This window comes from Afipia sp. GAS231 (assembly GCF_900103365.1).
In the GTDB taxonomy this organism is placed as follows: Bacteria; Pseudomonadota; Alphaproteobacteria; order Rhizobiales; family Xanthobacteraceae; genus Bradyrhizobium.
Genome location: NZ_LT629703.1, coordinates 2,104,076 through 2,118,030, shown reverse-complemented (window position 1 = coordinate 2,118,030; position 13,955 = coordinate 2,104,076). Strand labels below are relative to the sequence as shown.

Sequence of the window (13,955 nt, the reverse complement as noted above, 5' to 3'; positions counted from 1 at the left end):
TCTGCTGTTGATTATTTTCGGAGATTGACGCGTCGGGCAAAATCACCGGTATATGTTCAACATCGCAAGAACTGTAAGCCCCGCATCGAGAAGCCGCTCGCGGCTTCCCCGGGTACAAGGCGCCCGGCGAAGATATCCCGCAAGCCGAACCGGAAATGGCGCTTCCGCGCCCAGGCTCACTTGGCTGAATCGACGAAGCCCTCAGGACCGGTAGCTTTGCAGACCTGCCGCAGGCAGGCCTTTACCGGGTTCTCAAAATGAATTCTTGGCATTCTGCCGCCCACACATTGCCGCAAATATCTGGCCGTCATTGCCTTTCTGATGTGCAGGATGGTCGCTAGGTTATTGCTGTTTGCAGATTGGTGTATTGAATACGCACTTTTGCTTCTGACCGCTGCATGTTGGTTGGCGTTCATTCTGTTGCTGCTGGCAGAGATGGTGTGGAGGTTGCGATGTTGATCGTCGACTTACTAGCGAAGCGGTTGGGAAGCGATCGTGACAGCGTTTCACCTGTGCGGCTGTCATTGAGATCACTTTGTTCTGTTGGATTACTGTTTTTGCTTTTCGGCGGCAGCTCCGCGAGCGCTATGGACTACATGCTGGAATATGGCGTCGATGCGGGGAGTGCGAGCGATGAAGGAGTGGTCGCGTGCCGCACGAGTTGCGTAGCCGACATAAAGTCATTGGGCGTGATGCTACACGTCAGCGTTTCAGCGAGCGGCGGCAGCATACAAGTAAACGGCGTCCGTGAAAGACGCGGCATACGAGACTGCTGCTTGTTCGAGGAGAAAGAGTTGGTATTCGCGGATAACGAGCGAATAGCTTCGATTGATGTCGATGGTGCGATGACCAAATTACCCATTTTTTCCCACGTGAGAAGGAGGGGACGGCTCGAAAAGCTTGGCGTGCTGTATCTGAGGATAGTCAATTTCGAGCTGCCGCCAAATTCTGGTAACAGACGGGGGCCGGTCAGGCGCGGGCGGTTTTGGAGTGACGACCGGTTGCTTGGGCTATGACCTCGATCCCGTCGGAGAGCGTCACACCGAGAACGAGTTTCGGCAACTGGTTGTGACCATCGAGACAGCGCCAGCTTTTCTGCGCCGCCTCGACCAGTTTGAAAATTGTCGCGAGCGCGGTTCTGTTCGACGGGTAGCCCTCGATTGGATGGTGCGGTTGGTGGTCCGCAAGTGCGGGCTCGCCGAAGCGGCACGACGTAGACCGCCTTGTTCTTGACCATCCCCTCGTCGCCCATCTTGACCCTGAGTGCGTCGAAGACGACCATCGGATAGATCGATTCCAACGGCCGGCTCTGCGGTTCGCGGACCTCGTCGAGAGTGACGTCGGTTTGCTGATCGTATCGAGGGACACCTCGATACCGTAGAGCCAGATGGCCCTGGATCTCGCGCACCGCAACGGCGACTTCAACAACGCTATCCTTGTCGTTGCGGGCGACAACTTCCGTCGCCTCTTCAAGTAGCTCGGCATTGCGCCTCATGTCGCCCCTTCCGCCGCAAGTCTTCGGTCTGCCGGATAAATCCGATGCGCCGGATGGCAATGACTGGTTTAAATTCTTCGCGGGCCTTGCTCGATAGAATTCTGCATTTGATTATTTTCGGAAATTGACACGTCGGGCAAATCGCCGGCACACGCCAAGCCCAATCCCCGGTATCCGGACCACGCTTTGTTCATTGCGACCAAGGACGAGTTGAAGGCGATGCCGGAGTTCACTTATTCGACCAACTAATTCCCCAGGCCTCTGCCCATGTAACCGACATCGGACGGCCGGACGGCATTGCCGCCCGGCCGTTTTGATTCATATTTCGAGTTGTTGGGGAGTTGTTTAGGGGGCTGACCGGCCAAGCCATGCTGCAGCGCATCCTATCTGCCGGCATATCCCGATGCTACGCTTACGTTGCGGCAGGAGCACCTGCGTCCTGCCTGAAACCAACGGGAGGACGACATGGCTGAAAGCGTCTACAAGGTGATCGAACTGATCGGTACCAGCAAGGACTCCTGGGAGAAGGCCGCCGGCGCGGCCGTCGCCAGGGCCGGAAAATCCCTGCGCGATCTTCGCGTCGCCGAGGTCGTCACGCTCGATCTGCAACTGGACGCCAAGGGCAAGGTCGAAGCCTACCGCGCCAAGCTGAAAGTCTCGTTCAAGTTTGAAGGTTGATGCCGCAGCAGCCAAAGCTGAACTGCAAAAAGAAACGCGCCCGGTTTTGCCAGGCGCGTTTTTGTTTTTCGTAGGGTGGGCAAAGGCGCGCTTGCGCCGTGCCCACCATTTCGTCGCGAGGAAAGTTGGTGGGCACGCGGAGCCTGTCATCGGGCGCGCATTCGCGCGACCCGGTGGCTTTGCCCATCCTACGTTTCTCGCAATGATGGTTCAGTGCGTGACCAGCGGGCAGCCGCCCTTGTCGAGCGGACGGAAGGCTTCGTCGCCGGGGACGGTGGCGAGCAGCTTGTAGAGGTCCCATTCGTTCTTGGACTCGGCCGGCTTCTTCACCTCGAACAGATACATGTCGTGGACCATGCGGCCGTCGATGCGGATCTTGCCGTTCTTGGCAAAGAAGTCGTTGACCGGGGTGGCGCGCATCTGCGCCATCACCTTCGGCGCTTCGTCGGTTCCAATGGCCTCGATCGCCTTCAGGTAATGCATGGTCGCCGAATACAGGCCGGCCTGGATCATGGTCGGCATGTGGCCGACCTTCTCGTTGAAGCGTTTCGAGAAGGCGCGGGTCTCGTCGTTCATGTCCCAGTAGAAGGCGTCGGTGACGATCAGGCCTTGGGTCGCCTTGGCGCCGAGCGCATGGGTATCGGTGATTTCCATCAGCAGCGCGATCATCTTCTGGCCGCCGTCGGTGATGCCGAATTCAGCGGCCTGCTTCAGCGCGTTGGTGGTGTCGCCGCCGGCATTGGCAAGCGCAATCACCTTGGCCTTGGAAGCTTGGGCCTGCAGCAGGAAGGACGAGAAGTCGGACGAGTTGAGCGGCGCACGCACTTCGCCGACGACCTTGCCGCCGCTCTCCTTGACGACGTTGGCCGCATCCCGCTGCAGCGCCATGCCGAAGGCGTAGTCGGCGGTGACGAAGAACCAGGTGTCCTCGCCGCGCTTGACCATTGCCTTGCCGGCGACGTTCGACAGCGCGTAGGTATCGTAGGTCCAGTGCACGGTGTTGGGCGAGCAGGCGACGCCGGTGATGTCGGAAGAGCCGCCGCCGGAATTGATGTTGATCTTGTTCTTCTCGCGCGTCAGCGCGGAGACCGGCAGCGCCACCGAGGAGGTCGGCACGTCGAAGATCGCGTCGACCTTGTCGTTGTCATACCAGTTGCGCGCGATGCTGACGCCCACATCAGGCTTGTTCTGATGGTCGGCGGCCACCACCTCGACCGGCTTGCCCTTGACCTTGGCGCCGTAATCCTCGACCGCCATCTGCACCGCTGCCAGCGAACCCTTGCCGGTAGCGTCGGCGTAGAGGCTCGACATGTCCGTGAGCACGCCGATCTTGACGACATCGTCGGAGATCTGGGCCTGCGCCGCGCCGCCCGACAGGGCGACAGCAAGACCGGCCGCGACCGCGGCTGCGATGGATTTCATGGTTTCTTCTCCCAAGCTTCTGTTAAGGGCTTCGTTGCAATGGGCCCCTTGTATCCGGCTTTGCCGAAGGGGGTAAAGTTAATCGCCATGTTGGAACCTGCTACCAATGGCTAAAAAGCGGGCTTGGCTTCTTACCTCGCCCCGCTTGCGGGGAGAGGTCGGCGCGAAGCGCCGGGTGGAGGGGGACTCTCCGCGTACTCACGTCTATCGAGTTTGCCGAAGCAGCCCCTCACCCCAACCCTCTCCCCGCAAGCGCGGGGAGAGGGAGCGATAGAATCCGTGCGATGGCGTAACCTTCTCAATCGTAATTCATCCGTTCGAGATCGGCGATCAGTCCTGGACCCGTCGGATGCCATCCGAGCCGTGCCTCCGTCTGCGCACTTGAGGCCGGGAGATCCATGCCGGCGAAGGGCGCAAGCCATCCGAAATGACCGGCTGCCTCCTCTGGAGACAGGCCGACCACCGGCACGTTGAGGCCTCGGCCGATCACTTCAGCAACGTCGCGAACCGCGATGCCTTCTTCGCCGACCGCGTTGTATCGCGCGCCGGGCTCTTGCTTCTCCAAAGCCAGCCTGTAGAGGCGCGCGACGTCGGACACATGCGCCGCCGGCCAGCGGTTTTTGCCATCGCCGACATAGGCCGAAACGCGCTTCTCGCGCGCAATCGCCACGGCGTAGGTGACGAAGCCTTGCTTGACGGTGTCGTGCACCTGCGGAAGCCGCACCACCGACACGTTGACGCCGTCCTCCAGCATCGCGGCGCCGGCCAGTTCCGAAACCACGCGGGGATTTGCGCGGGTGGAATTGAACACGTCCTCGGTCGCGGGTCGGCCCGGCGCCGCGTTGCCCATGCCGGTGCCTGAGGTGATGACGAGCGGCCGATTCGATCCGGTGAGTGCGCTGCCGAGCGCCTCGACGGCGCGCTTGTCCTCTTCGCAGTTCGCCACCCAGTTCGCAAAATTGTGGTCGAAGGCGCAGTGGATCACGCCGTCGGATTTCGCGGCACCCTCGCGCAGGCTTTCCAGATCTTCGAGGTCGCCACGATGCACCTCGGCGCCGGCGGCGGCGAGAGCCTGGGCGCCTAAGTCCGACCGCGTCAGCCCGAGCACCTGGTGGCCGGCGTTGACGAGGTCCGGAATGATGGCCGAGCCGATAAAGCCGGTCGCGCCGGTGAGGAATACGCGCATGGGAAGTCTCCAAGGTTGTGCGGAGACTGATATCGGCTAGACTGCCATTCTATTAAAGTAGTGATCTTATCATGGTATAATGACCAACAGGATCGGCATGCCGCAGGAAAGAGATAACCGGCACCATGACCGGACCAACAATCTGCTCGGCACCTATTTGAAGGATCGCCGCATCCGGCTCGATCCGGCGGCCTTCGGTTTTCCGGTCGGGCGCCGGCGGACGCCGGGGCTGCGCCGGGAGGAGGTCGCGCAGCGCTCCAACATCAGCGCCACCTGGTACACCTGGCTGGAGCAGGGGCGGGGCGGCGCGCCCTCGGCGGATGTGCTCAATCGGATCGCCGGCGCGCTGATGCTGACCGACGTCGAGCGCGAACATCTGTTTCTGCTCGGGCTCGGGCGACCTCCCGAGGTTCGTTACAAGGCCACTGAGGGCGTGACGCCGCGCCTGCAACGGCTGCTCGATGCGCTCGAGGTCAGTCCCGCGCTGATCAGGACCGCGACCTGGGACGTCGTGGCGTGGAATCGCGCGGCGGCAGCTGTCCTGACCGACTATGGCGCGCTGCCGCCGGGCCAGCGCAATATCCTTCGCCTCATCTTCGGCAGTCCGCGTGTCCGGGACGCACAGTATGATTGGGAAACGGTCGCCCGTTTCGTGGTCGGATCGTTCCGGGCCGACGCCGCACGCGCCGGCGCCGTTTCCGAAGTCGCCGAACTCGTCGACGAACTCTGCAAGCTCAGCCCGGAATTCGCTAGCCTCTGGCGCGACAATGACGTCAACGTTCACGGCGAGGGGGTGAAGCGCCTCCGCCATCCCCTGCTCGGCCCGATCGCGCTGGAATATTCCGCGTTTGCCGTCGATGGCCGGCCTGATCTCAGCATGGTCGTTTATAATCCGGCGACGAGTGGGGATGCGGAGTTGATACGGTCGCTGGTCGTGTCGCAGCCCGTGCCGTCAAAAGACTGAACGAACGACAGCAAAAAAGCGTGCGTGATTTTCTTACCTCGCCCCGCTTGCGGGGAGAGGTCGGATTGCGAAGCAATCCGGGTGAGGGGGTACAGGTCTTTCGATCGTCCCTGCTCGCGGAGAGAGCCCCTCACCCCGACCCTCTCCCCGCAAGAGCGGGGAGAGGGAGACGCTACAGCGAAGAGAAGCTACAACCCCGGCAGCGTGCTGACATTGACGTTGATCGTGCCTTCGGCTTCCGCGATCACGCGCAGCGTTTTGGAATCGAAGGCGATGTCGGCCAGCCGCAGGGCGGTGATCTCGGCTGCCACCCGTATGCCGTCCTCGTTCTTCTGGAAGTCGGCGATGACGGCGGCGATTTTCTTCTGAGCATTGCTGGCGAACGGTTTCAGGTCGATCGTCGCCTTGTCCGACAGCGCTCGCTGCAGATGCGGCACGGCCGCGCGCGCTGCCGCTCCCAGCAATCCGAACGCGGCCTCCGACTCGACCGCGAGCTGGATATCGGTCAGTCGCAGCGTCTGCTGCGCCTGATCGAGCACCGGCCGTCCCCAGATATGCACGGTGGCCTCGCCGCCGAAGCCGAAGAAGCTCTTCTTCTCCTTGGCGTTCACCAGCAGCGAAATCAGCAGGCGATCGCCGGAGGCGGCGACGCTGGCGCGCTTCACCGTGACGTCGACCGAACCCGAGCCGTCTTCCGGAAACGTCTTGCCGGCAAACTGCGCCTCGACGACCTTGTTGATCTCGGTGAAGGGCATGTCGATCGGCACGCCGATCGTGACCCTTCCCGGCGTCGGCGGCACGACGGTGATAGTGGCAGGGAACGGGCAGGCGGGCTTGGTCTCGACCGGCGTGACGCGAGTCTCGGCCTCGATGCCGAGCGTCAGCGTCACCGCTGAAGCGTCGACGCGCGGTTGGGCTGCAATCGCCCGCGTCGGGCGCAATTCGAGCCACAGCGCCGGCAACGACGAACTCGGACCCGTTCCTTGCAGCGGGATCGAGCGGCAGGCCTTGGCCCATTGCGCCCGCGCATTGTTTTCGAACGCCTTATCGTTGCGCATCCGCGCTTCCACCGCGGCGATCTGATCGGCGACCTGTTTGTCGATCAGCGGCTTGACTTGCGCCGGCACGTTGACGCGCGCGCCCGCCACGGTCAGGCTGGTGTCGCCGAGATTGACCGAAGCTGCGAGGTTGGGCTCGATCCGCCAGGCGGCGGCGATCTTCGGCCGCGCCGTGATGGCGACGTTGCCCTTGATCTCGGCGCTGGCGTTGAGATTCTTGATGTTGATGCCGCCGATGCGTTTGCCGATATCGCCGCCGAGCAGGCCGCCGATGGCGTCACCGACCGCGCCGGTCGCCTTCGCCGACAGCGAGCCGGTGACATTGAGCGTGCCGGTGATCGGCGTCGACAGCGACAGCACGTCCTGGCCGCCGGTCGCTGAGATCGCGCCGCGCGAGGCGGTCCAGCCGATGTCGGCATTCTGCAAAATCTGCGACACCGGATTCTCGGCCTTGCCGGTGAACGTCCGCTGCGCGGCGCGGTCGGCGGCATCGCGGATCGCCGACAGCGCGACCGCAACCGGCGCCATCACCACCGAGGAGCGCGGTGTCGGCGGCAGCGGTGGCAGTTCGACCAGTACCGGCGATTGCACTGTGCCGCGCGGCGCCAGCCAGTCCATGACCTTCAGGCTGGCGACGAACGACACCGCGACGACCGCAACCGCGGCCAAAACTATTTTCAGATACTTCGGCAGACGCGTCGTCCCCCCGGACCTATTGAACCCGCTAGGGTTTTACAGGGGTGGGGAGGGCAACGCCAGAGCAGGGCGCAGCTACCGGCATCATTCCTTCAGACGATGGATCCTTGTTCGAAACCTTGGGAAACAATAGGTCGAGCTATTTGACGGGCTCGCAGGATACGTAGCTGCCGCCGATCGCCGAGAAGCGGGGCGCCTTGTTATAGAAAACTCCCGCGGCGCCCGGGTTGTCTTCTTTGGGATGGGCGTTGTCCATCAGGAAGATGATATCGCCATCCATGTTGCCGCGAATCCAACATGATTCTTCCTTGCGCACGATCGTCGCCATGTATTTGCCGTCGCGCAGCCGAGCGATCTGCTCCCTGTCGAGCCAGATCCGCAGCACGTCCTGGTCGGTCTCGGTGATCTCTCCCTTGTTCGTGCGCGAGAATGGCACCAGGCTCATCAGGGTCCGGCCCGCGGTGTCGATTGTGCCGACCTTGACGATGTAACGCCCCTGCTGCGACTCGCAGATGAACAGCTTCCTCTCGGCCGAGGTGTCGTTCCACTTTTCCGGGTATTGCTTGCGCTGCTGCTCGCAACCGTCAGGCGCGAACGCCGCGGCGCGTACGGTCGCGCCGATGACCAGCGCTATAGCCAGAACGATACGCCGATATCTCATGTCCGCCGCCCAGTCATGATGATTTGCCGTCCGCGACGGTCCAATCATTGGTGCGCCGATTTCGCCGATGGTTCATTGGCAATGCCCTGTGGTGTCGGATAGGGTGCGCGGCAACAAAGGAAAAAAGGGAATGACATGACCATGTCCAGCATTATGGCGCGTTTCGTCGCGCTGGTCGGCGGCCTCGCGCTGCAGTGGCGGAAGCTGCAGGGCGACGCGCCTGCGCCTGCCTGGGGCACCGCGCCGGTAGTGCCGGAAGCAAAGCCGCAAGGCGCGCTGCCGACGCTGAAGATGCCGTCGGCCAGGGGCTGGAGCGAGGGCCAGAAGCCGGTGGCGGCGCCCGGGCTCAAGGTCAACGCGTTCGCGACCAACCTGCAGCATCCGCGCTGGATCAACGTGATGCCGAACGGCGACGTGCTCGTCGCCGAGTCGAACCAGATCGCCGGAAAGCCCAGAACCGTATTCCACTATGCGATGCAGGCGACGATGCGGCGTGCCCGCGCGCTCGGCGACAGCGCCAACCGCATCACGCTGTTCCGTGATCCGGATGGCGACGGCGTCGCCGAAGTCCGCAAAACCTTCATGGAAGGGCTGAGCCAGCCGTTCGGCATGGCGCTGGTCGGCGACACCTTCTATGTCGGCAATACCGACGGCGTGGTGGCCTTCCCCTACGCGGCCGGTGCGGACAACATCACTGCATCAGGAAAGAAGCTCGTCAGCTTCAAGCCCGCAGGTCACTGGACGCGGAGCCTGCTGCCGAGCCCCGACGGCAAGAAGCTCTATGCCGGCGTCGGCTCGCTCAGCAATATCGCCGAGATGGGCATGGCGGTCGAGGAAGGCCGCGCGGCGATCTATGAGCTCGATCTCGCTGCGGGCTCGAACCGCATCTTCGCCGGCGGCCTCCGTAACGCCGTGGGCATGGCCTGGGAACCGCACACCGGTGTGCTCTGGACCGTGGTCAACGAACGCGACGGTCTCGGCGATGAGACGCCGCCGGACTATCTGACGTCGGTGCGCGACGGCGGCTTCTACGGCTGGCCCTATTGCTACTGGGGCCAGACGGTCGACGACCGCGTGCCGCAGGATGCCGCCATGGTCGCCAAGGCGATCACGCCGGACTATGCGCTGGGCGGCCACACCGCCTCGCTCGGCCTGTGCTGGGTACCGGCGGGCACGCTGCCGGGCTTTCCCGACGGCATGGCGATCGGCCAGCACGGCTCCTGGAATCGCAGCACGCTGAGCGGCTACAGACTGGTGTTTGTGCCGTTCGAAAACGGAAAGCCGTCCGGGCCGGCACGCGACATTCTCTCCGGCTTCCTCGCGCCGGACGAAAAGGAATCCTACGGCCGGCCGGTCGGAGTGGTGATCGGCCCCGACGGCCGCTCGCTGCTGATGGCGGACGACGTCGGCGACGTGATCTGGCGGGTGACGGGCGCTTAGCGCATGATCCGGAAAAGTGGGAACCGGTTTTCCGAAGAGATCATGCGCAAAAAATAGGCGCGCCCATCACCACCGACATCAGTTCAAGCGCAACTCGGTGATGTGCTTCGGATCGGCTTTCAACTCGCCGCGTTCGACGCGCAGCACGATGTCGGTCAGGACGGCGTTGGCGTTGGTGGCGACGCCGACCTTCTTGCCTTCACCAACGATAAAACCGTTGAGGAATTCGATCTCGGTGCGGCGGCCCTTCTGCATGTCCTGACCCATCGACGGGCGCTGCCCGGCGGCGGTCTTCTTCGAGTCCTTGAAGCGCTGTTCGTCGCAGGCGCGCATCGCCGCATCGTCGCCTTCGCCGGCGCGCGCGATGGTCTCGGGCTCGATGTGCAGGACCTCTTCCAGTTGATAGCCATGCGCCTGGCCGACGCGAATCGCTTCGCTGCCGAGCCGGGTCGAGAAGCGGCGGATCGGCTCGTTCGCCAGCATCTCCCCGCCGGGCAGGCCGGTGCAGGCGGAGAGGCCGTTTTGCATGGCGTTGGCCACAAGCTTGGACCAGCGCTCGCCCCACAGGTTGCTGGTGACCTTGGCGCTGTCGGCGGTGCCGACCAGACGGCAGATTTCCTCCGCCCGCGGCGTGATGCGGCCGTGCACTTCGCCGGCGCGAAATACCGTGTGCGCCGCGCCATGCTTGCCGGCGCCGCGGTGGATGTGGCCGGGCTCCGGCAGGTTGACGGTGATGCTGCTGGCGACACAGCCGAGCGTCTTGCCCCAGCCGACGACGCCGGCGATGGCCTCCTCGTTCATGCAGTTCTGCAGCGACACGACATAGCCGGCTGGCGCCAGATACTGCTGGATCATCATGGTGGCCCAGGCGGTGTCGTAGGACTTCATGCAGACAAAGGCGATATCGACCGGCGCTTCCTTGGCGAGCTGCTGCGCGTCGGTGACGTGCAGCGCGCGGACGGGAACCGTGAATTCCGGGACATTCATGGCGTGGGTGACGCGCAGGCCGTGCTTCTTCATGTGCTCGACATGCTCGGGCCACGGATCGATGAAGGTGACGTCCTCGCCGGCCTGCACCATATGGGCGCCGGCATAGCCACCGACCGCACCCGCTCCAACAATCGCTATTTTCCGACCCATGCTTTCCTCCCGGGGTTTCTTGTCCCCGAGCCTAGCCCGGCAGCGGGGCGGATCGCAAATGGTGCAATGCGACCGCCGGGCGCGCCCGACGGAGGTGCCATTCAACAGGAACGTATTGACATCTCGCTGGCAAATCAGCTCTCTGTGCGCCAACGAACCACTTGGGATGCTGACAATGCTGACGTGGACTGATCGGCTCGATGCCAAACTGCTGAAGTTGAAAAAGGACGGACTTTCGTTCGCCGAGATCGCCGAGAAAATGGGGATCACGCGCAACATGGCGCTTGGGCGGTTTCAGCGCATCAGCGGCGTGGTTTTCCCGTCTCAGCTCGAGCGTCGCCGAATGAGGGCCGCAGCCGCCAAGCTCAAGAAAGACACCCAACTCCGCAAGGAGACGGAGATTGTCAAGAAGATGAAAGCCGCGATTGCTGCCGGCACAGACAAGGGCAAGGCGATGAAGCAGGCTCACCTTGCCGGCGCTACCTATGTGACCATCGGCGCCGTCTTCGGGATATCGCATGTGCGGGCCTACCAGATCGCGAACGGGCGCTAGCGGTAGACATTTTCGAATTTTTGCCCGGCCCGGACCTCCGCATCTTCCAGCGGAGTTCCCGGCCCGGGCCTGATGGACTCAGGATTTGCCGGGTGTGATACTCGCATCCCATGCAAATCACAGCTCCGCCGCTTCCCTACGTCGCCGTTGCCGAATCGTTCAAGCTGCCGCCGGGCGCGAACTTTCACGGCACCTCGGGCATCGCCTTCAATTCCAAGGGCCACATCTTCGTCATCCATCGCGGGCCGATGCCGCTGATGGAGTTCGATCCGGACGGAAATTTCATCCGCGGCTTCGGCGACGGCATGTTCGAGCGCTCGCACGGCCTGCGGATCGACGCGCAGGACAACATCTGGGCCACCGACGTCCGCTCGAACATGGTCTACAAGTTCGCTTCCTCGGGGCGGCTTGAAATGGTGCTCGGCGTCAAGGGCCATACCGGCGAATGGCATCCGTTCGGACATTTGCGGCTGTTCGACGAGCCGAACGAAGCTGTGGTCGGGCCGACCGGCGACATCTACGTGCTGCAGGGCCACGGCAAGGGCGAGTCGCGCGTGCTGAAGTTCGACAGTGACGGCACCTTCCTCGCAACCTGGGGCGGCAAGGGCAAGGGGCCGGGCCAGTTCGACCTGCCGCATTCGCTGGTGTTCGACGCGCAGGGGCTGCTCCATATCGCCGACCGCAACAACGCCCGGATCCAGGTGTTCGACGCCGACGGCAACTACATCCGCGAGTCCGCGCATCCCGGCGCGCCCTGCGGGCTGTTCATGGGCGCCGATCAGCACATCTGGCTGGCGCACGGTCACGCCGGCCACGTCATGAAGCTCGACCTCAACGGCAACGTGGTCGGGGTGATCGAGGGCGGCGGACAGGGCAAGACGACAGGCAAATACGGCGAGGCGCACTACATCGCGGTGTCGCCGCGCGACGAGATTTTTGTCGCCGACACCCTGAACTGGCGCATCCAGAAGTATGTGCGGAAATAGCGGTCCTGCCGCATACTCGATGAACAGGCTTTGAAAATGAAACGGCCCCGGTGAAAGCCGGGGCCGTTTTGATGTCGAATGATTTTACTTAGCGGATGGCGGTGCCGAGATCGGCGCGGCGATCGGTCATCGGCTTCACGATCACCTTGGTGCCGACGTTGACCCGCGAATAGAGGTCGGAGACGTCTTCATTGGTGAGGCGCAGGCAGCCGGAGGAAACATGGGTGCCGATCGTCTCCGGCGCGTTGGTGCCGTGGATGCGATAGATGGTGCCGCCGAGATACATCGCGCGGGCGCCGAGCGGGTTGCCGGGGCCGCCGGCCATGTGGCGCGGCAGATAGGGCTGGCGGGCGATCATTTCCGGGGGCGGGGTCCAATCCGGCCATTCCGCCTTCTTGGTGATCGTCTGCGTGCCGGACCAGGTGAAACCTTCGCGGCCGACGCCGATGCCGTAGCGGATCGCCTGGCCGTTACCGAGTACATAATAGAGATAGGTGTTCGGGGTATCGATGATGACGGTGCCGGGGGCTTCGCGGGTCGGGTAGCTCACGACCTGGCGCTTCAGGCGCGCCGGCAACTCTGACGTGGCGGAGCGCTCTTCATCCTGCGGCGCAACGGCGACCGGCGGCGGGGCCGCTTCGGTCGGCGGCTGCAGGAAGAACGGAAACAGCGGCAGCGGAGCCGCGGCGGCGGACGTGGAAAATGCGGCGGTGCCGAGCGCCAGCGCTCCCAAAGCGAAGGCAGCGACGCGGGTATTCATCCTGAATGAATTGAACATTTGCCGTCCCCTGAGTTTGCGCCCTGCGCGCCAGTCCCGGCGCGTCGTTGGGGAAACATGTACAGGTCAACCGTTTCAGGACGTTTGCACAAAACCGCCAAAATGGTTTCGTCGCGTTAGGGTTTTGTTTCGTTAAGGTTTCGTTGCCGGCTCGCCGGCGGGGCGTTCGACCCGCGGGCTGGCCGTCTGCCCGTCCACCGGGGGCGAAATGTAAGGACGGTTGACCGGTCGAGCGTGCGGGCTGGATGACGCCGTGCGGTGAGCGTGACGCCGCCAACCGCCGCCACGACAATGGCGCCAACCGCGGTTTTGCTGGTAATGTACCTTTGAGTTCGCTCCCGCGCGCTCAGGTCGCCAGGCAATCGAAGCGGGAGGAAGCCATGCTTCATTTCGGACGTGGCCGCACCAGACGAGGCCTTGCGTCAGCTTTGATCGGAGAGATCGCAGCCGTCATCGAGGGCATGGAGGGCTTTGAAGAAGTTCGGAAGCTCGAGGATATGGAGATCGGGGCCGAAGAACATCTTGACGAGCTCGGTGCTTTCACATTGCCGAAATTCTCGGTTTACGAATCCAATGCGGGCCGTTTGGATTTGTTCGATGCCGCGGTTCAGCGACAGATTGTTTATTTCTTCACGCGTGCCGGAAGCCTTGCGGGACACCTGCACGCCCTTGCGTCGACCAGGAGGGAAGCGAAAGCGTTACGCAAGCAGCACGCGATCGACGCGCAAAAGGAAATCAACAACCTTTCGGAGCTGGGCGATGATTTGCTGCGTGATCTGCGAAAGCTCGTCTCCAAAAAGCAGCCTGCCACAATATCCAGAGCTTGATGGCTCGCCACGTCGACGCGGTACCGAGGTCGGCTTGTGACACATCGCGTCATGTCGCTGCGGCGCGGAAT

The 13,955-nt window shown here is 63.1% G+C and carries 14 protein-coding genes and 2 pseudogenes; 7 read left to right on the top strand and 9 right to left on the bottom strand.

Annotation, left to right across the window (positions count from 1 at the left end):
* Positions 1-452: 452 nt before the first annotated feature.
* Positions 453-1,016 carry a hypothetical protein gene (locus BLS26_RS37200; protein WP_371360795.1) on the top strand — a complete coding sequence of 188 codons (564 nt, stop codon included), beginning with the start codon at positions 453-455 and terminating at the stop codon, positions 1,014-1,016.
* Here the strand turns inward: BLS26_RS37200 and BLS26_RS10065 are convergent.
* Positions 970-1,190: pseudogene (locus BLS26_RS10065) on the bottom strand (IS256 family transposase); the annotation flags it as partial. The gene BLS26_RS37200 and the pseudogene BLS26_RS10065 overlap by 47 nt on opposite strands.
* A gap of 20 nt (positions 1,191-1,210) precedes the next feature.
* Positions 1,211-1,327 (bottom strand): annotated as a pseudogene (locus tag BLS26_RS35625) (transposase); the annotation flags it as partial.
* 633 nt (positions 1,328-1,960) lie between these two features.
* On the opposite strand from BLS26_RS35625, the gene BLS26_RS10055 reads away from it, so the two are divergent.
* Entirely contained in the window at positions 1,961-2,173 is a 213-nt protein-coding gene (locus tag BLS26_RS10055) for a dodecin family protein (RefSeq protein WP_092510621.1), read from the top strand.
* Here the strand turns inward: BLS26_RS10055 and BLS26_RS35620 are convergent.
* The 3 genes from BLS26_RS35620 to BLS26_RS10045 form a co-directional block, all read right to left on the bottom strand.
* Positions 2,157-2,360: a hypothetical protein gene (locus tag BLS26_RS35620; protein ID WP_157676397.1), complete on the bottom strand. Its 204-nt coding sequence runs from the start codon at positions 2,358-2,360 to the stop codon at positions 2,157-2,159. The genes BLS26_RS10055 and BLS26_RS35620 overlap by 17 nt on opposite strands.
* Positions 2,361-2,383: 23 nt before the next feature.
* Positions 2,384-3,595 carry an ABC transporter substrate-binding protein gene (locus tag BLS26_RS10050; protein ID WP_092510619.1) on the bottom strand — a complete coding sequence of 404 codons (1,212 nt, stop codon included), beginning with the start codon at positions 3,593-3,595 and terminating at the stop codon, positions 2,384-2,386.
* 298 nt (positions 3,596-3,893) lie between these two features.
* Entirely contained in the window at positions 3,894-4,781 is an 888-nt protein-coding gene (locus BLS26_RS10045) for an SDR family oxidoreductase (RefSeq protein WP_092510617.1), read from the bottom strand.
* A gap of 79 nt (positions 4,782-4,860) precedes the next feature.
* Here BLS26_RS10045 and BLS26_RS10040 point away from each other — a divergent pair, with 79 nt between their 5' ends.
* The gene (locus BLS26_RS10040; RefSeq protein ID WP_244541902.1) at positions 4,861-5,745 is read left to right on the top strand and encodes a helix-turn-helix transcriptional regulator; all 885 of its coding nucleotides are present in this window, start codon (positions 4,861-4,863) and stop codon (positions 5,743-5,745) included.
* A 188-nt stretch (positions 5,746-5,933) separates the two neighbouring features.
* Here BLS26_RS10040 and BLS26_RS10035 read toward each other — a convergent pair whose 3' ends face one another.
* Positions 5,934-7,421: a DUF4403 family protein gene (locus BLS26_RS10035; protein ID WP_092517885.1), complete on the bottom strand. Its 1,488-nt coding sequence runs from the start codon at positions 7,419-7,421 to the stop codon at positions 5,934-5,936.
* Positions 7,422-7,638: 217 nt separating this feature from the next.
* A complete protein-coding gene (locus BLS26_RS10030) occupies positions 7,639-8,160 on the bottom strand; it encodes a hypothetical protein (protein ID WP_157676396.1) in 522 nt (173 codons plus the stop codon).
* 135 nt (positions 8,161-8,295) lie between these two features.
* Between BLS26_RS10030 and BLS26_RS10025 the strand changes: the two genes are divergently transcribed.
* Positions 8,296-9,600 (top strand): sorbosone dehydrogenase family protein, encoded by a 1,305-nt coding sequence (locus BLS26_RS10025; protein WP_092510613.1) that lies wholly within the window; start codon positions 8,296-8,298, stop codon positions 9,598-9,600.
* Between the two features lie 78 nt (positions 9,601-9,678).
* Here the strand turns inward: BLS26_RS10025 and BLS26_RS10020 are convergent, their stop codons facing one another.
* Positions 9,679-10,740 carry a ketopantoate reductase family protein gene (locus BLS26_RS10020; protein ID WP_157676395.1) on the bottom strand — a complete coding sequence of 354 codons (1,062 nt, stop codon included), beginning with the start codon at positions 10,738-10,740 and terminating at the stop codon, positions 9,679-9,681.
* A gap of 58 nt (positions 10,741-10,798) precedes the next feature.
* Here BLS26_RS10020 and BLS26_RS10015 point away from each other — a divergent pair, with 58 nt between their 5' ends.
* Together BLS26_RS10015 and BLS26_RS10010 are read left to right on the top strand one after the other, a co-directional pair.
* Positions 10,799-11,293, top strand: a complete 495-nt coding sequence (locus BLS26_RS10015; RefSeq protein ID WP_157676394.1) for a GcrA family cell cycle regulator — start codon at positions 10,799-10,801, stop codon at positions 11,291-11,293.
* 110 nt (positions 11,294-11,403) lie between these two features.
* A complete protein-coding gene (locus BLS26_RS10010; RefSeq protein WP_092510610.1) occupies positions 11,404-12,279 on the top strand; it encodes a peptidyl-alpha-hydroxyglycine alpha-amidating lyase family protein in 876 nt (291 codons plus the stop codon).
* 88 nt (positions 12,280-12,367) lie between these two features.
* Here BLS26_RS10010 and BLS26_RS10005 read toward each other — a convergent pair whose 3' ends face one another.
* Positions 12,368-13,057, bottom strand: coding sequence for a L,D-transpeptidase (locus BLS26_RS10005; protein ID WP_092510608.1), 690 nt, complete (start codon positions 13,055-13,057; stop codon positions 12,368-12,370).
* Positions 13,058-13,437: 380 nt separating this feature from the next.
* Here BLS26_RS10005 and BLS26_RS10000 point away from each other — a divergent pair, with 380 nt between their 5' ends.
* Positions 13,438-13,884 (top strand): hypothetical protein, encoded by a 447-nt coding sequence (locus tag BLS26_RS10000; protein WP_157676393.1) that lies wholly within the window; start codon positions 13,438-13,440, stop codon positions 13,882-13,884.
* Positions 13,885-13,955: the final 71 nt, after the last annotated feature.